25 protein-coding genes are annotated in these 23,218 nt (G+C 62.4%); 10 read left to right on the top strand and 15 right to left on the bottom strand.

Annotated features, from left to right (window positions below; genetic code table 11):
- Positions 1 to 389 precede the first annotated feature (389 nt).
- The 3 genes from ftsX to ftsY all read right to left on the bottom strand — a co-directional run bounded on the left by ftsX (position 390) and on the right by ftsY (position 4,006).
- Positions 390 to 1,343, bottom strand: coding sequence for a permease-like cell division protein FtsX (gene ftsX / locus AACQ43_RS16125; RefSeq protein WP_011704350.1), 954 nt, complete (start codon positions 1,341 to 1,343; stop codon positions 390 to 392).
- Positions 1,343 to 2,011: a cell division ATP-binding protein FtsE gene (ftsE, locus tag AACQ43_RS16120; RefSeq protein WP_011704349.1), complete on the bottom strand. Its 669-nt coding sequence runs from the start codon at positions 2,009 to 2,011 to the stop codon at positions 1,343 to 1,345. The genes ftsX and ftsE overlap by 1 nt, the downstream gene beginning before the upstream one ends.
- A gap of 90 nt (positions 2,012 to 2,101) precedes the next feature.
- On the bottom strand, positions 2,102 to 4,006 hold the full coding sequence (ftsY, locus tag AACQ43_RS16115; protein WP_168967873.1) for a signal recognition particle-docking protein FtsY: 1,905 nt from the start codon (positions 4,004 to 4,006) through the stop codon (positions 2,102 to 2,104).
- Positions 4,007 to 4,116: 110 nt separating this feature from the next.
- Here ftsY and rsmD point away from each other — a divergent pair, with 110 nt between their 5' ends.
- Together rsmD and AACQ43_RS16105 are read left to right on the top strand one after the other, a co-directional pair.
- Complete coding sequence (gene rsmD / locus AACQ43_RS16110) at positions 4,117 to 4,746, top strand: 16S rRNA (guanine(966)-N(2))-methyltransferase RsmD (protein ID WP_029301762.1); 630 nt, start codon at positions 4,117 to 4,119, stop codon at positions 4,744 to 4,746.
- A 109-nt stretch (positions 4,747 to 4,855) separates the two neighbouring features.
- Entirely contained in the window at positions 4,856 to 5,167 is a 312-nt protein-coding gene (locus AACQ43_RS16105; protein WP_016349137.1) for a DUF1145 domain-containing protein, read from the top strand.
- Positions 5,168 to 5,205: 38 nt separating this feature from the next.
- Here AACQ43_RS16105 and AACQ43_RS16100 read toward each other — a convergent pair whose 3' ends face one another.
- Positions 5,206 to 5,571 carry a YijD family membrane protein gene (locus AACQ43_RS16100; protein ID WP_118882083.1) on the bottom strand — a complete coding sequence of 122 codons (366 nt, stop codon included), beginning with the start codon at positions 5,569 to 5,571 and terminating at the stop codon, positions 5,206 to 5,208.
- Between the two features lie 20 nt (positions 5,572 to 5,591).
- Positions 5,592 to 6,212: an HTH-type transcriptional repressor FabR gene (gene fabR / locus AACQ43_RS16095; RefSeq protein WP_005308043.1), complete on the bottom strand. Its 621-nt coding sequence runs from the start codon at positions 6,210 to 6,212 to the stop codon at positions 5,592 to 5,594.
- A gap of 149 nt (positions 6,213 to 6,361) precedes the next feature.
- Here fabR and AACQ43_RS16090 point away from each other — a divergent pair, with 149 nt between their 5' ends.
- On the top strand, positions 6,362 to 7,480 hold the full coding sequence (locus AACQ43_RS16090; RefSeq protein WP_039212848.1) for a fatty acid desaturase: 1,119 nt from the start codon (positions 6,362 to 6,364) through the stop codon (positions 7,478 to 7,480).
- Between the two features lie 479 nt (positions 7,481 to 7,959).
- On the opposite strand, the gene AACQ43_RS16085 is transcribed toward AACQ43_RS16090, so the two are convergent.
- Positions 7,960 to 9,213, bottom strand: coding sequence for a phospholipase D family protein (locus tag AACQ43_RS16085; protein ID WP_168967872.1), 1,254 nt, complete (start codon positions 9,211 to 9,213; stop codon positions 7,960 to 7,962).
- A gap of 77 nt (positions 9,214 to 9,290) precedes the next feature.
- Between AACQ43_RS16085 and AACQ43_RS16080 the strand changes: the two genes are divergently transcribed.
- Positions 9,291 to 9,437: a hypothetical protein gene (locus tag AACQ43_RS16080; protein WP_168967871.1), complete on the top strand. Its 147-nt coding sequence runs from the start codon at positions 9,291 to 9,293 to the stop codon at positions 9,435 to 9,437.
- Between the two features lie 7 nt (positions 9,438 to 9,444).
- Here AACQ43_RS16080 and AACQ43_RS16075 read toward each other — a convergent pair whose 3' ends face one another.
- The 3 genes from AACQ43_RS16075 to tatA form a co-directional block, all read right to left on the bottom strand.
- Positions 9,445 to 10,869, bottom strand: a complete 1,425-nt coding sequence (locus tag AACQ43_RS16075; RefSeq protein WP_168967870.1) for a lytic transglycosylase F — start codon at positions 10,867 to 10,869, stop codon at positions 9,445 to 9,447.
- 225 nt (positions 10,870 to 11,094) lie between these two features.
- Positions 11,095 to 11,397, bottom strand: coding sequence for a DUF406 family protein (locus tag AACQ43_RS16070; RefSeq protein ID WP_076361706.1), 303 nt, complete (start codon positions 11,395 to 11,397; stop codon positions 11,095 to 11,097).
- Between the two features lie 14 nt (positions 11,398 to 11,411).
- Complete coding sequence (gene tatA, locus AACQ43_RS16065) at positions 11,412 to 11,573, bottom strand: twin-arginine translocase TatA/TatE family subunit (RefSeq protein ID WP_005308036.1); 162 nt, start codon at positions 11,571 to 11,573, stop codon at positions 11,412 to 11,414.
- Positions 11,574 to 11,845: 272 nt separating this feature from the next.
- Between tatA and AACQ43_RS16060 the strand changes: the two genes are divergently transcribed.
- On the top strand, positions 11,846 to 12,814 hold the full coding sequence (locus AACQ43_RS16060) for a LysR family transcriptional regulator (protein ID WP_168967869.1): 969 nt from the start codon (positions 11,846 to 11,848) through the stop codon (positions 12,812 to 12,814).
- Between the two features lie 104 nt (positions 12,815 to 12,918).
- Here the strand turns inward: AACQ43_RS16060 and AACQ43_RS16055 are convergent, their stop codons facing one another.
- Together AACQ43_RS16055 and AACQ43_RS16050 are read right to left on the bottom strand one after the other, a co-directional pair.
- A complete protein-coding gene (locus tag AACQ43_RS16055) occupies positions 12,919 to 13,518 on the bottom strand; it encodes a YhgN family NAAT transporter (RefSeq protein WP_010635400.1) in 600 nt (199 codons plus the stop codon).
- Between the two features lie 103 nt (positions 13,519 to 13,621).
- Positions 13,622 to 13,867, bottom strand: a complete 246-nt coding sequence (locus AACQ43_RS16050) for a YecH family metal-binding protein (RefSeq protein WP_168967868.1) — start codon at positions 13,865 to 13,867, stop codon at positions 13,622 to 13,624.
- A 208-nt stretch (positions 13,868 to 14,075) separates the two neighbouring features.
- Between AACQ43_RS16050 and AACQ43_RS16045 the strand changes: the two genes are divergently transcribed.
- The gene (locus AACQ43_RS16045; protein ID WP_168967867.1) at positions 14,076 to 15,359 is read left to right on the top strand and encodes a dicarboxylate/amino acid:cation symporter; all 1,284 of its coding nucleotides are present in this window, start codon (positions 14,076 to 14,078) and stop codon (positions 15,357 to 15,359) included.
- Positions 15,360 to 15,373: 14 nt separating this feature from the next.
- On the opposite strand, the gene AACQ43_RS16040 is transcribed toward AACQ43_RS16045, so the two are convergent.
- Positions 15,374 to 15,688, bottom strand: coding sequence for a putative signal transducing protein (locus AACQ43_RS16040; protein ID WP_011704337.1), 315 nt, complete (start codon positions 15,686 to 15,688; stop codon positions 15,374 to 15,376).
- A 57-nt stretch (positions 15,689 to 15,745) separates the two neighbouring features.
- Complete coding sequence (locus tag AACQ43_RS16035) at positions 15,746 to 16,648, bottom strand: LysR family transcriptional regulator (protein ID WP_024946229.1); 903 nt, start codon at positions 16,646 to 16,648, stop codon at positions 15,746 to 15,748.
- A 96-nt stretch (positions 16,649 to 16,744) separates the two neighbouring features.
- Between AACQ43_RS16035 and AACQ43_RS16030 the strand changes: the two genes are divergently transcribed.
- Together AACQ43_RS16030 and AACQ43_RS16025 are read left to right on the top strand one after the other, a co-directional pair.
- Positions 16,745 to 17,797 (top strand): HlyD family secretion protein, encoded by a 1,053-nt coding sequence (locus AACQ43_RS16030; protein ID WP_168967866.1) that lies wholly within the window; start codon positions 16,745 to 16,747, stop codon positions 17,795 to 17,797.
- Positions 17,797 to 19,350 (top strand): DHA2 family efflux MFS transporter permease subunit, encoded by a 1,554-nt coding sequence (locus AACQ43_RS16025; RefSeq protein ID WP_168967865.1) that lies wholly within the window; start codon positions 17,797 to 17,799, stop codon positions 19,348 to 19,350. Before AACQ43_RS16030 ends, AACQ43_RS16025 begins: the two co-directional genes overlap by 1 nt.
- A 90-nt stretch (positions 19,351 to 19,440) precedes the next feature.
- Here AACQ43_RS16025 and AACQ43_RS16020 read toward each other — a convergent pair whose 3' ends face one another.
- Positions 19,441 to 20,067 (bottom strand): lysoplasmalogenase, encoded by a 627-nt coding sequence (locus tag AACQ43_RS16020; protein WP_011704333.1) that lies wholly within the window; start codon positions 20,065 to 20,067, stop codon positions 19,441 to 19,443.
- Between the two features lie 186 nt (positions 20,068 to 20,253).
- Here AACQ43_RS16020 and AACQ43_RS16015 point away from each other — a divergent pair, with 186 nt between their 5' ends.
- Positions 20,254 to 20,394, top strand: coding sequence for a hypothetical protein (locus AACQ43_RS16015; protein ID WP_016349126.1), 141 nt, complete (start codon positions 20,254 to 20,256; stop codon positions 20,392 to 20,394).
- Between the two features lie 9 nt (positions 20,395 to 20,403).
- Positions 20,404 to 20,526 (top strand): hypothetical protein, encoded by a 123-nt coding sequence (locus AACQ43_RS16010; RefSeq protein ID WP_257620107.1) that lies wholly within the window; start codon positions 20,404 to 20,406, stop codon positions 20,524 to 20,526.
- A 63-nt stretch (positions 20,527 to 20,589) separates the two neighbouring features.
- Here AACQ43_RS16010 and AACQ43_RS16005 read toward each other — a convergent pair whose 3' ends face one another.
- Complete coding sequence (locus AACQ43_RS16005) at positions 20,590 to 23,142, bottom strand: TRAP transporter permease (protein ID WP_168967864.1); 2,553 nt, start codon at positions 23,140 to 23,142, stop codon at positions 20,590 to 20,592.
- Positions 23,143 to 23,218: the final 76 nt, after the last annotated feature.

The following is a 23,218-nucleotide window of genomic DNA, read 5'->3' as shown; positions in this document are numbered from 1 at the left end:
GACGCCATTCTGCGGCCTGCATCAAACATGCTGAGCATGTTTGAACCGGGGTTATCTTAGGCCGGCAGGATGAATCATGAATGAACAGTCAAAAAAAGGGGGTCACAATAAAGGACCCCCGAAAAGTAGCATGCTAAGTCCATTGTTGCGGAGCTCGCAACCTTCACATGCTTGCCAAGTCAGACGAGCAAGGCATAGGGGCCACACCCGTATAAATTCTTCAGCATTTGTAGACTGCTTATAAATCAGAAGGTTCACAGGATCCAGAGAAGATCCCGAAGATCGGCAATGTTCAGATTACTCCCAGAACGGCGGCCGTGCCAGAAACGGCCACTCTTTTACTTGATCCAGGTCGCAAAATCCAGCGCTTTAAAACGCTGATAAATTAATCAGGACGGTTCGATGTCGCGAATGTGACGATGGACCGAAAACCAGGAGGCGATCAGCCCCAGCAAGGCGCCCAGCAGGATCAGGTTGATCCCGTCCACCGCCCCCATCCCCACCAGCCGGAAGTTGCTGTTGTAGAGGCCAGCCAGCTCCTTCACCACCCCTTCGCTCCAGATCACCATCACTTCGGTCAACCACCAGGCCAGCATGCCACCGATGACCCCGAACCAGATGCCGGTATAAAGGAAAGGACGATGGATGAAGGCATCGGTCGCCCCCACCAGCTTGAGCACTTCGATCTCGGAGCGCTGGTTGAGAATATTCAGCCTGAGCGTGTTGCCGACGATCAGCAGCACGGCGGAGAGCAGCAGCACCGCGATGCCGGTGATGGTGTGGCGCAGCAGGTTCATGATCCCCTGCAGCCGGGTCAGCCACTGCAGATCCAGCTTGCCCTGCTCGACCCCGTCTTCGTTGTTGAGCTTGTTGAGCAGCTCGGCCGCCCCTTCCGGGTTCTGCCAACGCGGATCCGGGATCACGCTCAGTACCGGCGGCAGCGGATTGCTGTCGAGGTAGTCGAGCGCATCGCCAAACCCGGAGATCTCGCGAAACTCCTTGAGCGCCTCATCCCGGCTCATGTAGGTGACCGACTCCACCTCCGGGTAGAGCAGGATCCGCTGTTTCATGTCGAGGATGTTCTGCTCGGGCAGATCCTTGCGCAGATAGAGGGAGATCTGAGAGCTGGTCTGCCAACTGCCCTCTACCACCTCGGCGTTTTTCAACAGCACGTGGAAACAGGAGGGCAGCGCCAGACTGACCCCCAGCACCGCCAGCGTCATCAGCGATGCAAGCGGGTTGCGCCACAGCTCCCCCAGGCTGGAAAAAGCCTGCCGGGCATGGTCGACCCAGTACATCATGAAGCGCCGTAGCGGTGGCTGTTTATGACGAACGATAGCCATCAGAGCTCCTCCCCTGCCGAATACATGCGACCCGCCTTGAGGGTCAGGGTGCGATAGCGCATGCGGGCGATCAGCCCCAGATCGTGGGTGGCAATCAGCACGGAGACACCGAAGCGGTTGAACTCCTCGAACAGCCGCATGATGTCCATGGAGAGCTGGGGATCCAGGTTGCCGGTCGGTTCATCCGCCAGCAGCAGTGGCGGCTTGTTGACGATGGCCCGGGCGATGCCGACCCGCTGCTGTTCGCCGCCGGAGAGCATGCGCGGCTGGTAGCGTTCCTTGCCGAGCAGCCCCACCTTGTCGAGCGCCGCCGCCACCCGTTTGTTGATGTCTGCATGGCTGTAGCCGTCGATCACCAGCGGCAACGCCACGTTGTCGAACACGGTGCGGTCCATCAGCAGCCGGTGATCCTGGAAGATCATGCCGATCTGGCGGCGCACGTAGGGGATCTCCCCCCGCTTGATATGGCTGACGTCGTCGCCATGAAAGAAAACACGGCCGTCGGTGGGCCGTTCCATCACGCTGATGAGTTTGAGGAGAGTACTCTTGCCTGCACCCGAGTGCCCGGTCAGGAAGGCCATCTCCCCCTTGCGCAGGTGAAAACTGACCTTCTGCAGCGCCTGATGGCCGCCGCTGTAGACCTTGCTGACCTTGTCAAAACGGATCATAACGGTTCCCTGACAGTGACCAACCCCGACCAGGGTCGGGGTTGGGGGCGCACGACTCGCGGCGCCCGAGCTTGCTCATCGCGAAGGAGATCACTCCTCGCGACTGAAAAGCGCCTCGATGAAGTCGTTGGCGACGAACGGACGCAGATCGTCGATCCCCTCGCCCACCCCGATGTAGCGGATCGGGATCTGGAACTTGTCAGCCACCGCGAAGATGACGCCGCCCTTGGCGGTGCCGTCCAGCTTGGTAAGGGTGATGCCGGTCAGGCCCACCGCCTCGCTGAACAGCTTGGCCTGGCTCAGGGCGTTCTGGCCGGTGCCGGCGTCCAGAGTCAGCATGATCTCGTGGGGCGCCGCATCGTCCAGCTTCTTCATCACCCGCACCACCTTCTTGAGCTCTTCCATCAGGTTGCTCTTGTTCTGCAGGCGGCCGGCAGTGTCGGCGATCAATACGTCAGCGCCGCGGGAGCGGGCAGCCTCGATGGCGTCATAGATGACGGAGGCGGAGTCGGCGCCGGTGTGCTGGGCGATCACCGGGATATTGTTGCGCTGGCCCCACACCTGCAGTTGCTCGACGGCGGCGGCACGGAAGGTATCGCCGGCGGCCAGCATCACGCTCTTGCCCTCGGCCTGGAACTGCTTGGCCAGCTTGCCGATGGTGGTTGTCTTGCCGACGCCGTTCACGCCCACCATCAGGATGACGTAGGGCTTCTTGCTGGTGTCGATCACCAGCGGCTGCTCGACCTTGGCTAGCATCTCGCCCATGTCCTGCTTGAGCAGGCCGTAGAGCGCCTCGGCATCCTTGAGCTGCTTGCGATCCGCATGCTGCACCAACCCTTCGATAATGCGGCTGGTAGTATCGACGCCGAGATCGGCTGTCAGCAGTTGGGTCTCCAGCTCCTCGAACAGCTCGTCGTCGATCTTCTTGCCACGGAACAGGCCGAAGAAACCGGAACCGATATTCTCCTTGGTGCGCACCAGACTGCGCTTGAGGCGGGCAAAGAAGCCCTCCCGCTGCGGCTTCTCCTGGGTGTCGTCGTCCACCTTGGCGGCCAGGGCAGCGGCCTCAGCCTCCATCTCGGCGACCAGGCGCAGATCTTCCGCTCGCTGGGCCTCTTTGGCGAGACGGGCCTCCTCGGCAGCCTGCGCTTCGGCAGCAATGCGAGCTTCTTCTGCGGCGCGGGCTTCAGCAACAATGCGAGCCTCTTCCGCAGCGCGGGCTTCAGCAGCAATACGCGCCTCTTCCGCAGCGCGGGCTTCGGCAGCAATGCGGGCCTCTTCTACAGCACGGGCTTCGGCAGCAACACGAGCCTCTTCTGCAGCGCGAGCCTCGGCGGCAATGCGAGCCTCTTCCGCGGCACGGGCTTCAGCAGCAATGCGAGCCTCTTCTGCAGCGCGGACCTCGGCGGCAAGGCGAGCCTCGGCAGCAACACGAGCTTCTTCTGCGGCGCGAGCTTCGGCGGTAATACGGGTCTCTTCTGCAGCGCGAGCCTCGGCAGCAATACGGGCCTCTTCTGCGGCACGGGCCTCGGCGGCAATGCGAGCCTCTTCTGCGGCACGGGCCTCGGCGGCAATACGCGCCTTTTCTACGGCGCGGGCCTCAGCAGCAAGACGAGCTTCTTCGGCTGCCTTGAGCTCGGCAGCAACACGGGCAGCCTCTTGAGCCTGCGCTTCGGCAGCGGCACGCTCCTCTTCGGCCAGCAGGGCTTCATTGACGATCACCGGCTCCAGATCGGAGGCACACTCCTCCACCACCAGCGGACCATGGTCGTCCAGCTCGGTTGGCGGGCAGCAATCGTCGTGCAAAACGGAATTCTGTGCGCTGGCGGGCACTTCAGCCGCCACGGCAGGCGTAGGATCGGAAACGGGAGCAGGGGCAGCAGCCACCTCGGGCTCAGCGGTAATCGGTGTGGCTTGCGGTGTCTGTGGTTGGACAGCCTCAGCCTCTTCTTTCTTGCGGCCGAAACCCAGCCAGGAAAACAAACCTTTTGCCATCTAAAAATACTCACATCAAAGGCTGACTGCTAAGATAGCCGTCCCTCGGCGGGTCGGCATAAAAATGAACCGCCTTATACTACCACTTTATTTTCTGACGACGAAACGCGATGCCCAGAGTGAAATCCAGCCGTAACGGCCCGAGCAAGAGCCCTGCCCCGCAGGGGAAATCGGGCTTTGTAAGAATCATCAGCGGCCAGTGGCGAGGCCGCAAACTGCCGGTCAGGGATGTGGAGGGACTCAGACCCACCACGGATCGCGTCAAGGAGACCATCTTCAACTGGCTGGCTCCGCATGTCCGTGGTACGCGCTGTCTGGATCTGTTTGCCGGCAGCGGCGGCCTGGGGCTGGAGGCGCTGTCGCGCTATGCCGAGCAGGTCACCCTGATCGAGATGGACAAGGGTGCCGCCGACCAGATCAAGAAGAACTTGACCACCCTCGGCAGCAACCAGGGCCAGGTGATCCAGTCCGATGCCGTCAGCTGGCTGCAGGGACCTGCCACGCCGTTCGATCTGGTGTTTCTCGATCCCCCCTTTCGCCGTGAGCTGCTGCCTCAGGTGTGCGAGCTGCTGGAGCAACGCGGCTGGCTGGCACCGGATGCCCTCATCTATCTGGAGCGGGAGAAGGAGATGGCCGATCTGCCGCTGCCGGCCAGCTGGCAACTACTCAAGGACAAACAGGCAGGCCAGGTCTGCTATCAGCTCTATCTGCGAGACACCAAGCATGACGCTGCAGTTTAAAGGGGGAGATGGGCGCGGTGCCCCTCCCCGTCAATCTGGACAACGGCTCAAGGACAAGCAGGCCGATCAAATCAGGTCTGCTATCAACTCTATCTGCGGGAGGTAAACGATGAAGCGGGTGTTTAATCTGTTGGCGATGGGCCTGATCCTGTTCTTCTGGTTCGGCGTGCTGGTCAGCCTGATCGCCCCGCTGCCGGGCAAGCTCAACGGCTTTCTGCCGGTGTGCGGCGTGATCGTGGCCCTGATGCACTGGGTGCAGGCCAGCATGGTCAAGGCGGCCTGCAAGCCCTACTTCGCGGTGAGCCGGCTCGAGTTCACCCAGGTGCTGGTGTTCGGGGTGTTCGGCATGGTGGAGATCCGCGCCAGGCTGCAGGCCATCGTCGATGCCAAACAGCGCGGCACAGACAACAAAGCCGGGTAATCCCGGCTCTGTCATGGTGGTTCTGGAAGGAGTGCTGGTCACTCCTTCTCTTTTTTCCCCACGCTGATGCCGAGCTTGATGGAGAGCACGGCCAGCAGCAGCAACATCATGATGAGCGAGAAGAAGTTGCTGCCAAGCTCGGGGTACTGCACCTTAACCAGTGCCGAGTGGCCGAACACGCCGATGAAGAAGCAGAGCAGCATGCAAACGGGTGTGTTGCCCTCCAGCGAGACATGACGGTAGTGCTGGTAGAGCTGATAGGCAGCCAGCACCAGGGCGATCATCGGGAAGAAGGAGAAGGGCACGGCCGACTCCGACAAGACCGTCAGAGAGGCATCACCACAGATGCCGATCAGCAGGGCCAGCAGCAGGGGTTTCTTCGGGATCGGGTTCTGATCATGCATGGAGCTGTCCATCCTTTGACTTAAGAGAGAGGTTCACGGCGCTTCTGGTTCTGGACCTCGGCGCCCATGGCGATCATGCGCAGCTGACGGATGGTGCGATCGGACAGTGCCCGGCACTCCTCGCTGGTCATGTCGAGGGCATCGGCACCGGCGCTGAAGACGATGGTCACCATGGCTTCGGCCTGGATGTAGGCCTCTTCCCGCGGCGCCCCCGTGGTGGCCTCGAGGTAATCGGTCAGCTCGGCGATGAAGTGCTGGATCTCCCGCGCCACCGCCTGCCGGAATGCCGCCGAGGTGCCGGAGCGCTCGCGCAGCAGCAGCCGGAAGATGTTCGGATTGTTCTCGACGAACTCCATGAAGGTCTGCACCGAGGTGCTGATGACGCTGCCGCCCCCGGCGATGCGCTGGCGCGCCTGACGCATCAGCTGACGCAGGGTCAGGCCGCCTTCATCCACCAGGGTCAGGCCCAGCTCCTCCATGTCGCGAAAGTGACGATAGAAGGAGGTGGGCGCGATGCCGGCCTCCCGCGCCACTTCCCGCAGGCTGAGGTTGGAAAAACTGCGGTTGGCGCACAGTTGGCTGAACGCCGCCTCGATCAGAGTACGCCGGGTTTTTTCTTTTTGTTGCGCGCGAATACCCACGAAAACAGTCACCTTCAGGTTATCGAGGCCAAATGATAACCCGAAGGCTGCGCCAGGATCAGGTTTGTCTCCTACTTTTTTACCATTGACCCGAATTCTGGCTGCATGGAGAATGGCGCACAGCTGTTCGCTGAAAGGAACCGAGTGAGATGGAACGCCCCCCGATCATCATGACCAACACCCTGCTGTTTGCCCTCTCCGGGCTGACCGCACTGATCGCCGTGCCCTGGTACGGCATGACCCATGGCTATGACCTCTGGCAGTGGGGCAGCTTCCTGCTGCTGTTCTGCTATTGCGGCATCTCCATCACCGCCGGCTACCACCGGCTCTGGTCCCACAAGGCCTACAAGGCACACCCGATCCTGCAGTGGATCTTCGCCATCGGCGGTGCCCTCGCCCTGCAAAACTCGGCCCTGCACTGGTCTTCCGACCATCGCCGCCACCATCGCCACGTGGATGACAACCAGCAGGATCCCTACAGTGCGGGACGTGGTTTCTGGTACTCCCACATCGGCTGGATGCTGCGTGAATACCAGGGCGACACCTATCACGACTACAGCAACGTGCGGGATCTGCAGAACAATCCCATCGTCGTTTTCCAGCACAAGCACTATCTGGCGCTGACCTTGGCTACCAACATCGGCATCCCGCTGCTGCTGGGGCTCATCCATGGCGATCTGCTCGGCATGTTGCTGCTGGCCGGGGTGCTGCGCATGGTGATGACTCATCACACCACCTTCTTCATCAACTCGCTGGCCCACATCTGGGGCAGCCAGCCCTTCACCGACCGCAACAGCGCACGGGACAACGGCATCCTGGCCTTCTTCACCTTCGGCGAGGGTTACCACAACTTCCACCACCTGTTCGAGAACGACTACCGCAACGGCATCCATTGGTGGCAATTCGATCCCACCAAATGGCTGATCCGCAGCGCCTCCTGGTGCGGGCTGACCCGGGATCTGCGCGCCTGTCCGGAAGAGCGGATCGAGCAGGCCAGGCTGGAGATGCAGCTGAAACGGGCCCAGGCCAAGCTGCGCAAGCAGGATGACCGGGAGCTGTGGCAGGCACTGCTGCAGGAGGAGTACGACAAGCTTAACCAGCAGTTGCAGCACTACTACGCCAGCCGCAAACGTCTGCTGGAGCAGCGCAAGCGCAAGGCGCTGGCCCGCTACGACCAACTGAAGCTGCAGCTGGAGTATCGCAACCTGCACGATGCCTTCATCGCCGCCAAACGCAACTGGAGCCGACTGCTGGCAGGCATCGCCTGACCCTGGAATGTCGGGCAGAACAAAGAAAAAGACCGCCAATCGGCGGTCTTTTTCTGGGCGCGGCGCAGCCAGCAAGCCATAAAAAATGGGGTGACACTCGCATGTCACCCCCTCGCAAATAGCATGTTCCATATTGGAATCCGGTCCCGTCGGGTGCTGCCCCTGTTTCCTGAGTTTCCGCTACCCATCTGAAGCAGGTGCCTGCTGGAGCAATCCAGTCGGCCAGTTCCCTTCACGACCCTCTTCCGCACGGCGGCAAGCCACCGTGTTGTCCTTGCAGTTGAAATATTACGCAGATAAATAAAATAAAAAACCGTTTTATGCGCCCATGTATGCAAGCAGCAACCCTTCATGGAACTTCAGTCAGAAAACAATCCGATTAAAAACAATACGATAAACCAGTTCATCGCCATAGGATGGCAAACGTTATCCTCGAAGGCGCACAAGGCTTTGCGAGATCTCGCACACGCTCGGCCCGCTCACAACCAGCGCTGCAGCGGCAACCAGTCACTGGCCCTGGCCAGCAGGCGGCGCAGGGTGGAGGGCGGGGCCGCCACCGAGTGGGAAGAGCGTTGCTGCCAGGTCGCCAGCCACTGCTGCAACTCGGCGCACAGCGCAGGACAGGCCAGATGCAGCACCAGCTCGGTATTGAGCAGCAGAGAGCGCGGATCCAGATTGAAGCTGCCGAGCAGCGCCTCTTCCTCCCCCACCAAGATCAGCTTGGCGTGCAGACTGAGCGACTCCCCCTCCAGCTCCGACAGCGCGATGCCCTGCCGTATCAGCCAGGGACGGTGACGGCGATAGGCGCCGTACACCAGCGGCACATCCGTGCTGGCCAGGGAGTTGGTCAGGATGTCAATGTTCACCCCCGCCTGCCGCTGCTGTCTGAGCCGGCGGCGCAACCCCCTGGTCAGGATGAGATAAGGGGTGACCAGACTCAGCGTGCCTTGGGTGTCGGCCAGCTTGCGCCAAAGCAGGCGTGCGGTGGTGGGTCGAGACACCAGCCCCTTGCCGGGTCGATCAAACCACACTTCTGCCTCTCCGGCATGCCAGCGCAGGGGAACGGGTTCGGGATCGAACAGGCTGGCAGGCAGGTCGTAGACGGCCGCCACCTGCGGCTCGTTCATGGTCAGCAGAAAGTCGTTCACCACCTGTACCTCGGCCCGTTGCAACGGGCGCCTCAACAGACGGCGGATCGGGTGGCTCCAGCGGCTGCGCCAGAATTGATCGAAACCCTGCTCGGCCTGCTGGCAAAGCGGGCCGCGGCAGGCGAGATCCAGATCGACGAACTGGGGCGCCCCACCGAGCCCGAAGTAACGATCCCCGATGTTGCGACCGCCGATCACCGCCTGGCTGCCATCCACCAGCAACAGCTTGTTGTGCATGCGGTGATTGATGCGGCGAAAGCTGAGCAGCCCTTCCAGCAGCAGGGTCAGCGGTCGCCAGCCGCGCAGCCAGAAGGGATTGAACAGGCGCACCTCGATGCCCGGCTGGTGGGCCACCATCTCCAGGAAACGGTTGTCGCCTGCATAGAGGTCATCGATGAGCAGCTGCACCCGCACTCCGCGCCGGGCGGCATGCAGCAGCTCCGCCAGCAACAGCTTGCCGCTGCTGTCCTCCTCCCAGCTGTAGTACTGGGCCTGGATCCGGCTTCTAGCGCCGCGGATCAGCTGGCAGCGCAGTTTGAGTGCCAGCTCGGGCTGGTCTATCAGGGCGAATTCAGCGGGGATCATGGCGTCATCCGCCTGTCATGAGGAAATGGCATAACGCTGGCTAAGGGCCTCGTAGCAACAGGATGAAGGAATTTACCATGGAACTCACGGATCGCCCCGCCATCAGTCACAGACCGCAGGCCAGTGAGCCGGATCCCTCGCCGAGCGGCCAGCTGGCCCCCTGGTATCTGCAGCATCGGGACCAGGCCTGGCAGCCCTTCGCCCCGCCCAACCAACCGCACTAGCAGGACGTCAGGGCTGGGCCACCGCCTCGATGGCAGCCGCCTTGCCTTCCAGCTGGGGCAGGCTGAAACGGTAGGCCACATAGTACTTGTAGATGGTGCTCACATAGTTGATGGGCCCCTGCCCCACCTCATTGGCCACCAGCTGCTCCACGTTGCCGAACCAGACATTGGGATCCAGCCCGGCGGCCTCGGCCTTGGCCCTGAGCGCCTGCACCCGGTTAGGGCCGGCATTGTAGGCCGCCAGCGCAAACAGATGGCGGTTGAGCACATCCAGCTTGGGATCATTGAAATAGGTGTCGAGGATCAACCGCATATAGCGGCAAGCCGCCTCCACATTGCCCTCCAGGCTGGCAAGCCGGGCTCCGCGAATGCCCACCTCGCCACCGGTGCTCGGCAACAGCTGCATAATCCCCACCGCCCCCCGTTCGGAACGGATATTGGCATTGAGCCCCGACTCCTTGTAGGCCAGCGCCGCCAGCATCAGCCAGTCCAGTCGGTGCTTGTCGGCCTGCTGCTCCAGCACCTTGCGGATGGTCGACAGCCTGCCCAGCGGATCCGGCGCCAGTATGTTGCTCATCTGGTCGTTGCGCGCCAGCAGACGCCGTAGAGCCATGTCGCTGTAAAGGGTACGCTTGCCGGCATCGGCCAGATAGTCGTTGACCGCCTTGAGCAGTTCGGGACTGTTGTTGCGCAGGGCCCAGGCACTGCGGCCATTGTCCCGCAGCGGGATCAACTTGTGGGCCCGCAGCCCGCTGATCATGCCGAGCCAGATCCGCCCCTTGAAGCTGTCGGTCACGGTGAGCGGTATGATGCCGGCCGCCACCATCTCCAGCAGATCCCCGTCCTGCAGATATTCAGGCACCGTCTCGATATAGATGGGCGGCAGCCCCAGCTCGCGAAACAGCCAGTTGAGCTGACGCAGGCTCTCGTAATAGCTGGAACTGGCCCGCACCCAGACTCGCCGGCCGGAGAGCTGGGTAATGCGGTTGAAGGTCGGCAGGCTGTGCTGGCTCACCACCCACTCTTCGATGGGGGCGATCACCGGGTTGGAGAAGGTCACCTGTTCGCGCCGGGTCGGCGTCACCGTCATGTTGGCGGCCACCAGATCCCCCCGCCCTTCGGTGAGATAGTCCAGCAGCTTGTCCTGGCGCACCGGGATGTAGATGATCTTGAGCTTGATCTTCTCCTTGGCCAGATAGGTCTGATTCAGCCAGCGCTCAAACCCCTGCAGCTGGTTGACCAGGATGCCGTGCTGGGCTCCCTTGTCGAAGAAGAAGAAACCCCGCTCATAGACCACCAGGGCCCTGAGCTCTTTTTTTTGCAATATGCTGGCGAGATCCCCGGGCTGAGGCAGCCGTTGCGGCTTGAGATCCGCCGCCAGCAGCGGCAGTGCACACAGAGCGAGCAAGCCCCAGAACCAACGCAGCCTCATGATGCAAGCGCCTGCGGTTGCTTCGCAGCTAGCAGGCCTCCGTCAAACGGGTGGCGAACAAAGGTGGGGAAAATGGCGAAGAGCCAACGCTGAACCATGATGAGATCGCCTTCTGTTGGCCGACTCGCGTCGGGCAAAACCGTCTGTGGGATAACTAACTATAGAACGCGGACCCACAGCAGAAGGGTCAACACGGCAGGCAAGCCTGCCGTGTCATCAGCAGGCTCAGATAGAGCGGGCACGCATCTCGAAAATGAGTTTTTCGGCGGTGCAGGTGAATTGCAGGCGGGCTTTCAGGATCACGCCGTTGGGGCCTTGACTCAGTTCGCTGCTGCTTTTGGCTTCGGCAGTAACCTGCTTGGCCAGCGCCTCGTAGGCAGCCAGCTTGGCACGAGCGTCGGCTTCTGCTGCGGCCTCGATCACCAGTTCCATCACATCGTCACCTTCGCCAATGATGGTACCAATTTCGGCGAAACAGCCGCAGCTGTCACAGGTCTCGTTCAATTCCACTTTCTCTTCTACGGACATCATTCAACTCCCACTTATTTCGGCTGTGATTCATCGTCACGCAAGGCTTTACGAAAATCCCTGATGGCGGTGCCCAGATCTTCCCCGGCGCCAGCCAGGCGTTTGCTGCCAAACACCACGACCACGACGACGAGCAGGATCAACAAATGCCAGATATGAATTCCACCGAGTCCCATAGGGATACTCCTGACTGATAGATACCGATTGTTTGTATCAAAAGAAGGCGCAAAGATTGTTGGGCAAAATCAAGACAGGCGCAAGTTTGCAAATAAATCACCAAAAAATACGGCGACCCTGGGTCGCCGTATTGCTTGATGCTACTTGTCCCCTCAACCACTACATCCTGTACCAGCCGCCATTGAAGGCGAGAGACGTTTCGAGCATAAGTTCGCCTAGATATGAAAACAAATGGTATAAATTCATCTAAGAATTGAAGAGGATTCATATCATGTTGCTGGAACAGCTGGGGCGCATCGACCTCAATCTATTGATTATCCTGCAAGTATTGCTGGAAGAGCGGAACGGCAGCCGGGCGGCCCGTCGGCTGCACCTGAGCCAGTCTGCCGTCAGCAAGGCGCTCGGCCGGCTGCGGGAAACCTTTGACGACCCCCTGTTCGTGCGCTCGGCCTACGGGCTGGAACCCACCGCCCGCGCTCTCAGCCTGCAGCAGCAACTGCAGCCCATCCTGCTGTCGCTCGACAACCTGATCCAGCCACCGGATTTTGACCCGACCACCACCGAGCGGGAGTTCGTCATCGCCAGTATGGACAGCGCCTTCACCCTGTTCGCCCCGCTCTACCTGAGCGAGCTGAAACGGCAGGCTCCCGGCATCCGGCTGCGCTACGAGGAGTGGACCGAGAACAGCCTGACCGAGATGAGCCAGGGCCAGGTGGACATCGCCTTCACGGTGCGGGAGAACTGCATCAACTCGGACTTTCGGCTCGACACCCTGCCCAACGCCATCTGCCAGCGGCTGCTCGCCATCGACGATCTGACCTGCCTGGTGCAGCACGACCACCCTGCCCTGCACGAACCCGAGTGGGATCTCGCCCGCTACCTGGCCTATCCCCACGTGCAGACCTATTGCGAAGGGCGCGATCGCTGGATGCTGGATCACAAGCTGGCGGAGCAGGATCTCTATCGCCGCATCGAAGCGACCGTGCCCTCCTTCGAGGCGGCGCTGCGGATGGGCATGCATTCGGACATGATAGTGACCCTCTCCCGGCTCTACGCCCGCCACGCCACCCAGGTCTATCCGCTGGTGCCGCTGCCGCTGCCCATCGCCCTCGACAGCATCTCCCACCTGCTGATCTGGCATCAGCGCCATGAGGAAGATCCTGGCCACCGCTGGCTGCGGGAAACCCTGCTGGCCCTCATCATGGGCAAGCTGGAGCCCACTGCTGCCAAATCGTCCTGATATCAGTACCGGGCCGAAAGACCCTAACTGTCACCACGCCGGATCACAGGCAAAAAAACGGGGCTCGTCGAGCCCCGTGGCTTTTCTGTTGGCATGCCGGCCAGTCAGTTCTGACCGGTTACCGCCAGGTAGTGATGCACCCCGTCGAGCAGCATCTGCACCGAGATCATCACCAGCAGCATGCCCATCAGACGCTCCACCGCGGTGAGTCCTCGCTCACCCAGCAGCTTGTTGAATACCTCGTAGAACATCAGGATCACCGCGCTGGCGCCCCAGGCCATCAACAGCGCCAGCGACCAGTCCGCCATCCGGGTCGGCTCCTGGTTGGCCAGCAGCAGCAAGGACGCCAGGATCGAGGGGCCGGCAATCATGGGGATGGCCATGGGCACCAGGAAGGGCTCCTCACCCGCAGCCAGCCCGGTTACCCCGCCCTCACTCGGGAAGATCATCTTGATGGCGATAAGGAACAGGATAATGCCGCCGGCGATGCTGACCGCCTCCTGCCGCAGGTTGAGGAAATTGAGGATCTGCTGGCCGACGAACAGGAAGGCCATCATGATCACCAGTGAAAACAGCAGCTCCCGCATCATCACCTTGCGGCGTCGCTTGGGATCGATATGACGCAGGATCGACAGGAAGACCGGTAGGTTGCCCAGCGGATCCATGATCAGAAACAACATGACGGCAGCGGAGAAAGTGTCCATACAACGCCCAGGCTAAGCCTTCAACAAAAGGAGGGGGAAAGAGGGCGAAATATAACAAAGGCGGCGGGATTCGGCGAGCGCGGCGGGCGCTCGCCGGCGGGGATCAGCCGTGGTTGCAGATCTTGTCGACATGAGTCTGGAAACCCTGCTCCGATTCGATGCACTTGCCGCGCTTGGCCAGGAAGTCGATCAGGGCCTCGGCATCCATCTCGCTGGCGCTGCAGGTATGGAAACGGGCATCGGCACCGAAGCGCTCGTCAATGGCCTGCTTGAGGCTGGCCCGGGTAAACTGGCCGCCTTGCGCCAGCATCATCTCCATCACTTCGTGACCATGTACCGATTGAGTCATTGCAAACCTCTTTAATAGACATATTTGATGCCTATTAAATCCTGCCCCACTGCCGACGACCTTGATATAGGCCAACAAATTGCCGATTTCCCTGCGTCCGTACTGGTGATGGCCGCGGCTTTGTCGATAATGTGGCAACCTGAGCAGGGGATGGCTACACTAACGCCCCTTTTTGCCACCGCAGACCGAATATAAGGACATTGGCGTCATGCTGTTCCATGGACTGGCTTTCAAGCCCTGGCGGATCTGGACCCGCCGCCCGCTATGGTTGAAGACCCTGCTCGGCATGCTGACGGGGATCGGGCTCGGCGCCGGTTTCAGCGAGCAGGCGTTACTGCTCAAGCCCATCGGCGTATTGTTCGTCAACACCATCCAGATGCTGATGGTGCCTCTCATCTTCTGCTCGGTCATCGCCGGCCTCACCTCGCTGCTCAAAGGCAAGACCCTCGATCGGATCGCCGGCAAGGCCATCGGCCTCTACCTCTGCTCCACAGCGGTCGCCATCTGTATCGGCCTGATGATGGGCTGGCTGCTGGAGCCCGGCATGGGCGCCAACATGGGGCCCTATGAGCGGGTCGGCATGGCGGAATCCCCCACCCTGGCCAGCGTGCTGAGCCACCTGGTGCCGCGCAACCCGGTGCAGGCCATGGTGGACGGCAAGATCCTGCAAGTGATCGTGTTCGCGGTGGCCCTAGCCCTCGCCCTCAACGCCACCGGTCGGCGCGGTCGCCCCGCCATCCTGTTCTTCACCTCGCTGGCGGAGGGGATGTTCAAGCTGACCCAGATGGTGATGGCACTGGCCCCTTACGGCGTCTGCGCCCTGATGGCCTGGATGACCAGCAAGTACGGCATGAGCCTGCTGCTGCCGCTGCTCAAGGTGATCGGCGCCGTCTACCTCGGCTGCCTGCTGCACGTGCTCGGCGTCTACAGCAGCCTGCTGATCCTGCTGGCCCGCCTCAATCCGCTGCACTACTTCAAGAGCATCGTCGACGCCCAGGCGGTGGCCTTCACCAGCAGCTCCAGCAACAGCACCCTGCCTATCAGCCTGGCCTGCGCCGAGCGCCGGCTCGGGGTCTCTCCCGCCATCACCGCCAAGGTACTGCCCATCGGCGCCACCATCAACATGGACGGCACCGCGCTCTATCAGGGGGTAACGGCTCTTTTCGTGGCCCAGGCCTTCGGGGTGGATCTGCACATGGTGGATTACCTGACCATCATCAGCATCGCGACTCTGGCCAGCATCGGCACGGCGGGCACGCCGGGTACCGGCCTGATGCTGCTGACACTGACGCTGACTGCTGTGGGACTGCCGCTGGAAGGGGTGGCGCTGATCGCCGGGATCGACCGGATCCTCGACATGGCGCGCACCACGGTCAACGTCTCCGGCGATATTCTGGTATCCGTGTTGATTGCCCGCAGCGAGCGGGAGCTGGATCTAGCGACCTATCACGACGCCAGCGCGGGCGAGGACATCGACTTCACCCTGCGCTGAGGCAGGGCGAGCGATTAATTTTCGTGGGGATCGTGGTGGCAGCGCCAGCAGACATCGAAGTTGGCGCCGTTCTCCTCCCCGCATTGACCACACAGCCAGCCGTTGCCCTGGCGCTGCTGATAGCGTTCGATGACCCGCCCCGCCTTGCTGCGATCCTGTTCACGCACCATCAGGGTCACCTGCAGCAGGTCCACCGGCAGTTCGCCCAGGGCGCCTGACAGCGCCTCGCCATTGAGCCGCACCGGCACCCCCTCAACTTCCAGCGCCCCTTTCAGGGCATGGGCCTCCAGCGAATGGGAAGCCCGATACAGATTGATCCAGTGATCCATGTCTTCCCCCTTAAGATCCAACCACGATGCCGTGACCACGGCACCGCCTCTGACCTGCTACAGCAGGGTATCGATGCCGTAGTCGGCCCCCTTGGCCACGATGAAGTCGATGAACACCCGCAATTTTCGCGGCATCAACCGCCGCTCCGGAAACAGCAGGTAAATCGGCACCCTGGGCTGCTGCCACTCGGGCAGCACGGATACCAGGGTCCCACTCGCCAGCTCCTCGTGGCAGAGCATGGCGGGCAGGGAAGCGAGCCCCAGCCCGGCCTTCGCCGCCTCTCTGGCACAGGTTATATTATTAACCCGAAAGCGGGAGGGAGGGTCAACCAGCACCTCTCTGTCATCCCGCTCGAAGCACCAGTGCGACGCCAGAAAGCCGCTGGTGACCGCCACCCGCTCATGATGCACCAGATCCTCGGGATGGGTGATGGCGGGGCTGCGCGCCAGGTACGCCGGGCTGGCACAGATCAGGCGGGCGTTGCTCCACAGCCGCCGCGCCGCCAGGTTCGAATCGCTCATGTCGCCGATCCGCACGATCGCATCCAGCCCCTCGTTGATGGGATCCACGATGCGATTGGTCAGCTCCAGCTCCACCTGCAGGCCGGGATAGGCCTGCAGAAACTCCGCCACCAGCCTGCCCACCACCAGCTGCCCCGCTTCGATGGGCACCGCCAGCTTGAGGGTGCCGGTCACCTCCTGCTGGCTGGCGCTCACCATCAGCTCGGCCTGAGCCAGCTCGTCCACCGCCTTGCTGCAGCGCAGATAGTACTGCTCGCCGGCCTCGGTGAGGGTGAGCTGACGGGTCGAACGGTAGAGCAGCCGCACGCCGAGGCGCTGCTCCAGCTCGGCGATGCGCCGGCTCACCGTCGCCTTGGTCATGCCCAGCTCCTGGGCGGCCGCCGTGAAGGAACCCTTGTCGACGATCCGCACTAGAATCAATGCAGCGTTCAGATCCATTGTTGCACCAGTGAAACTGTATATCTCATAAATGGATACTAATCGAAACAGTTGGCCAGTGTTAGCCTGCCTCTCTTAAGTTCAGGAATCCCCCACATGAGTCAACACAAGAAGATCCCCATGCTGGCAGCCATGATCCTGGCCCTGCTCGGCCTGCTGTTTGCCGGTTACTGGTATCTGCACGGCCGCTACTTCGAGAGCACCGACAACGCCTACCTGCAGAGCGAGGTGACCGGCATCGGTTCCAAGCTGTCCGGCTACATCAGCGAAGTACTGGTGACCGACAACCAGCCGGTGAAGGCCGGCCAGCTCATCGCCCGCCTCGACGACCGGGAGTACAAAACCAAGGTGGCCGAGGCCGAAGCTGACCTGCGCCTCAATCAGGCAACGGCGGAAAATCTCGCCGCTACCCGCACCCAGCAGCTGAGCCTCATTCGCCAGGCTGAAGCCAAGGTCAGCTCGGCCAATGCCGAACAGGTGCGGGCCCAGCAACAGGTACGCCGCGTCAGCCAGCTCAACCAGCGGCACTACAGCTCCCAGGACAGCCTGGACGAAGTACGGGCCGGTCTGCAGGTCAATCAGGCCCAGGAGCAGGAGGCCAAAGCGGCTCTGCAGGCCGCCCGCGAGCGGCTGCTGGTGCTGGATGCCGAGGCCAAGCAGAACCAGGCCAAGCTGGCATTGAGCGCCGCCCAGCTGGAACAGGCCAAGCTGGAGCTGGCCTATACCGAACTGCGGGCACCAGCTGACGGCATCATCGGCAAGCGCAGTCTGCGGGCGGGGCTCTACGTCCAGTCCGGCATGCAGGTGGCCAGTCTGGTGCCGCTGCAGCAGGTGTGGGTCGAAGCCAACTTCAAGGAGACCCAGCTGCTCCACATGCAGCCCGGCCAGAAGGTGGAAGTGATCCTGGATGCCTATCCGGATCAGCCGGTCGAGGGGATCATCGACAGCCTGGCCCCCGCCACCGGCGCCAAGTTCGCCCTGCTGCCGCCGGAGAACGCCACCGGCAACTTCACCAAGATCGTGCAACGGGTGCCGGTCAAGATCCGCATCCCGGAGCCGGGGCCGCTGGCGGGCAAGCTGCTGCCAGGCCTCTCCACCGAGGTGATCGTCGACACCCGCAGCCCTGATCCCGTGGTTGCGGCCCACTGATGGAACCCATCCCGCGTCGCAACTGGATCGCGGTCATGGGGGGCCTCATCGGCGCCTTCATGGCCATCCTTGACATCCAGATCACCAACGCCTCCCTGAAGGACATTCAGGGAGCCCTGTCGGCCACCTTGAGCGAAAGCTCCTGGATCTCCACCTCCTATCTGGTGGCGGAGATGATCGCCATCCCGCTGAGCGGCTGGCTGAGCCGGGGGCTGAGCGTGCGGCGCTACCTGCTGTGGACCACCGGCGCCTTCATCGTCGCCTCCGTGCTCTGCTCATTCAGCTGGAACCTCACCAGCATGATCGTCTTTCGGGCGCTGCAGGGCTTCACCGGCGGGGCCCTGATCCCGATGGCCTTCTCCCTCATCGTCAGTCTGCTGCCGCTGCACAAGCGGGCCACCGGCATGGCGTTGTTCAGCCTGTGCGCCACCTTCGCCCCTGCCATCGGGCCGACCCTGGGCGGCTGGCTGACCGAGCAGATGTCCTGGCACTACATCTTCTACATGAACGTACCGCCGGGACTGCTGGTGATGGCCATGCTGGCCCACGGGCTCGACAAGAAGCCGGTGGACTGGGAGGTGATCAAGCGGGTGGATCTCATCGGCATCGTCACCATGGCGGTGGGACTGGGCCTGCTGGAAGTGGTGCTGGAAGAGGGCAACCGGGAGGACTGGTTCGGTTCCAGCTTCATCGTGCGGCTCACCGTCATCTCGGTGGTGGCGCTGGTGTTTTTCGTCATCAGCCAGCTGCTGCGGCGCCACCCGCTGGTCAACCTGCGGCTGCTGCACAACCCGCGCTTCGCGCTGGCCTGCTTCGCCTATCTGGTGCTCGGCATGGCGCTGATGGGTTCCATCTATGTGCTGCCGCTCTACATGACCCAGATCCACAACTACAACGCGCTGGAAATCGGTGAGGTGCTGATGTGGATGGGGCTGCCACAGTTGCTGGTACTGCCGCTGGTGCCCAGACTGACCCACAAGATAGATCCGCGCTATCTGGTGAGCTTCGGTTTTCTGGTATTCGCCGTCAGCTGCTTCATGAACATGAACATGAGTGCGGATTACGCAGGGCCCCAGCTGATCCAGTCGCTCATCGTGCGAGCACTGGGCCAGCCCTTCATCATGGTGCCGCTCTCCCTGGTGGCGACCGCCAGCCTGACCCACGACGAGATCCCCTCCTCCTCGACCCTGCTCAACGTGCTGCGCAACCTGGGCGGCGCCTTCGGCATCGCCATCATCGCCACCCTGATCGACAACGACACCCGCATCCATGTCAGCCAGATCAGCAGCACCCTGGCCGCCAGCAGCATAGAGGGGCAGAGCTACCTGCTGCAGCTGGCCCAGAGCATGATGGCGCAGGGCTCCGGCCCCGAGCTGGCCCGCCAGCAGGCCCAGGCCATGCTGTCGAACACCATCAGTCGGGAGGCGGCCATCATGGCCTACAACCAGGTGTTCTTCGTAATGGGCATCTTCCTGCTGCTCGCCAGCGGCCTGATGCTGCTGCTCAAGCAGCCTGCCCCCAGGGCAGCGGATGCCGAACCGCTCGAGGCGTGAGAAACGGTGAGAATGGAATAGCAAAACGGGCCTGAGGGCCCGTTTTTTTGTCTGCACATTCCCCTTGGCGAGGGGACAACTCAGCCACAGTCACCCCGCCAGCGAGGCGGCAATCAGAAACTGGGCGGCGAAGTAGCTGGTCATCACCCAGGCGGTGGCATGGGGGAAGGGGCGGCGGAAACGGTCCAGCGCCAGCATGCTGTCGGAGAAGAGGAACATCAACGCCCCCACCAGGGCGGCGGCACTGCCGGCGGTGAGGGAGGCGTGCCAGGCGCCGGCGGCGACCCAGGCCATGCCGATGATCACCAGCATGTAGCAGAACACGGGCACCTTCATCTCCCCGAGCTTGCCCCACAGCAGGCCGAACACCATGCCGGCTACCAGCAGCAACAGCAAGCCATCCACCAGATTCAACACCAGCGGCCCCTGGGCGAAGCCGACGATGTAGCAGAGGTGCGCGACAAAAAACGCCGCCAGCCCCTGGATGAAGCGGTCGCTTGGCAACATCAGCAGCACGTCACCGGCCAGCGACAGGCAGAGACCGAGCAGGATCCAGGCGTGGGAACCGTCGTGGTCATAGCTCTGATAGCCAAAGGCCAGCGCTATGATGAGCAGCATGGTCAACGGCTTGCTGATGTAGAACTGACGGGAGTCTGAGCCATAGGCCGCACGAATGTGCCACCAGCCCGATGCGATGATCAAGAAACTCAATAACATGCCCTGCTCCTCACGTGTTGCTCGCAGTCACGGCAACATCTTCTTGCTGACAAGCAGAGTAACAAATTCCCCCGCCCAGTGGCAGAGGCGCTCAGCAAACGAACAGTCTACGCCTAAAGTCTAATTGTCCCGCCCACCCTGTTCGGGCATAAGGGACGGGTCCGGAGGATCACCATGGAAGACGCTATGAAAAACTATCTGCCCGCTATCGATATCATGATGTGCCATCTTGGCATCAGCTTCGAGCAAGCCTGTGAACAGCTGGGCCTGAGCCAGGTGGAACAACAGACCCTGAGCCTCCTGCAGGAGCAGGATCCGCAGGAATAATCCCTCCCGGTGATGGATATCATGATGTGCCGCCTTGGCATCAGCTTCGAGCAAGCCTGCGAGCAGCTTGGCCTGAGTCAGGTGGAACAACAGACCTTGAGCCTGCTGCAGGAGCAGGATCCGCAAGAATAAGCCCCCCCCCCAGCGGGGAGCATGAAAACGGCGCCATGATGGCGCCGTTTTTATTGACTCTGTTTATGTTCTCACCACCCGGCGCCGTTGCAACCAGACGATCAACGCAAACAGCAGGAAGCCGGGCAGCCACATCAGCTCCTTGTGCCAGCGCTCGGTGGGGGCCTTGACCACCAGGATCTCTTGGTCAAACTCCATGCCGGCTGCCGCCGCCGGACTGCCGAAGGTGACGCTGTCGATCAGGGTCTTGCCATCCTGCTCATAGAGCGCGAGCCCCAGGCTGGCGAGGCGGGCTTCCCCATCCTCCCCTGCCGGCACCGCCAGCAGCACGGTCGACTGACGCAGCTTGCCCACCGCATCCTCACCCTGGATCTGCAGCCGCAGAGTGCTTTCCGCCTCCACCTCGCCCAGAGTCTGGGCCAGCTGGGCCGGCGGTGTCTCGCGATAGGGATCATGCACCATGTCCATCCAGAAACCGGGGCGGAACAGGGTGAAGGCCACCAGCAACAGCAGCACGCTTTCGTACCAGCGACTCTTCACCAGGAAATGACCCTGGGTGGCGGCGGCGAAGATCAGCATGGCAACGGTGGCCACCATGAAGATCAGCACCCCGTGGGCAAAGTCCACGTCGATCAGTAGCAGGTCGGTGTTGAAGATGAACAGGAACGGCAGCGCAGCAGTACGCAGGCTGTAATAGAAGGCGGTGATGCCGGTCTTGATGGGATCGCCCTTGGAGACGGCCGCCGCCGCGAAGGAGGCAAGTCCCACCGGCGGGGTCACGTCGGCCATGATGCCGAAGTAGAACACGAACAGGTGCACCGCGATGAGCGGCACGATCAGCCCGTTCTGCTGCCCGAGCGTCACCACCACCGGCGCCAGCAGGCTGGAGACGACGATGTAGTTGGCGGTGGTGGGCAGCCCCATGCCGAGGATCAGACTCAGCAGGGCGGTCAGCAGCAGCATCAGCAGCAGGTTGCCCATGGAGAGCATCTCCACCAGATCCGCCAGCACCAGACCCACCCCGGTCTGGGAGACGGCACCGACGATGATCCCCGCCGTGGCGGTGGCGATGCCGATGCCGATCATGTTGCGGGCGCCGGCCACCAGCCCCTCTCGCAGATCGATCAAGCCGTCCTGCAGGGAGCCGTAATCGTGCCGGCCATCGCTGCGCAGCCAGTTGAGCAGCGGCCGCTGGGTCAGCAGTATGATCACCAGCATGACGGTGCCCCAGAAGGCTGACAACCCGGGCGAGAGGCGCTCCACCATCAGGCACCACACCAGTACCACTACCGGCAACAGGAAGTGCAGGCCGGAGAGCAGCACGGTACGGGTGTTGGGCAGCTCGGTCAGCGGCTTGTCCGGATCCTCCGCCGCCAGCGGCTCGTTGCTGGCGGCAATCTTCAGCAGCCCCAGATAGGTGGCGGCCAGCAGCAGGGCGATGCCGGGCAGGGCATAGTCGCCCAGCGCCGGCTTGAGCCAGCCCAGGCCGTAGTAGACCGCCATCGACAGCCCGCTGATCAGGGCGGCGCCAAAGGCAAAGCCGGTCAGCCGGCGCATCCAGGGCTTGGGCTGATGGTCGCCGATGGGCTGCATGCCGAGCTTGAGCGCCTCCAGATGGACGATGTAGAGCAGCGCTATGTAGGAGATGGTCGCCGGCAGGAAGGCGTGCTTGATGATCTCGACGTAGGGAATGCCCACGTACTCCACCATCAGGAAAGCCGCGGCCCCCATCACCGGTGGCATGATCTGGCCGTTGACCGAGGAGGCCACTTCCACCGCCCCCGCCTTCTCGGCGCTGAACCCCACCTTCTTCATCATGGGAATGGTAAAGGTGCCGGTGGTCACCACGTTGGCGATGGAGGAGCCGGAGATGAGGCCGGTCAGGCCGGAGGCCACCACCGCCGCCTTGGCCGGGCCGCCGCGCAGGTGGCCGAGCAGGCTGAAGGCGAGCTGGATGAAGTAGTGGCCTGCACCGGCCCGCTCCAGCAGGGCACCGAACAGCACGAACAGGAACACGAAGCTGGTGGAGACGCCGAGGGCGATGCCGAACACCCCCTCGGTGGTGATCCACTGGTGGTTGGCCAGCGCGGTGAAGCTCACCCCGCGGTGGGCCAGCAGACCCGGCATCCATGGCCCCGCCAGGCTGTAGGCGAGAAACACCAGAGCGATCACCGCCAGGGCCGGCCCCAGCGCACGGCGGGCGGCTTCCAGCAGCAGCGGGATGCCGATGCAGGCGGTCACCAGATCGGCGGTGGTGAGGTTGCCCGGCCGCAGGGCCAGCGCCTCGTACATCACGAACAGATAGGAAGCGGCGCCGGCGGCCACCAGCCCGAGCGCCCGATCGCCGAGCGGCACCCGGTCGCGCGGCGAGCGGCGAAAGGCCGGGAACACCAAGTAGGCCAGCAGCAGGGCGAAGGTGAGGTGAATGGCACGGGTCTCGGTGTCATTGAGTACGCCGAAGCCCAGCATGAAGGGCAGGGGCGAGGCGATCCAGAGCTGGAACAGCGACCAGGCGAGCGCCAGGGTGGTGATGCACCCACCCATGATGCCGAGCGGCAGACGCGCCCCCACATCCTGGGCGATCAGTTCCTCGGTAGAGAGTTGTTTATCTTGCATAGGGGTTAACTTGTGCCAACGAGTACAACGACACGACACCCGCTGCCACGGGCTGCGGCAGACGGGTGTCGAAGAG

It is taken from the genome of Aeromonas sp. DNRA1 (genome assembly GCF_963888745.1).
GTDB lineage: Bacteria > Pseudomonadota > Gammaproteobacteria > Enterobacterales > Aeromonadaceae > Aeromonas > Aeromonas hydrophila.
Note: the sequence above shows the minus strand (reverse complement) of the source record. Positions and strands in the feature narration are given on the sequence as shown.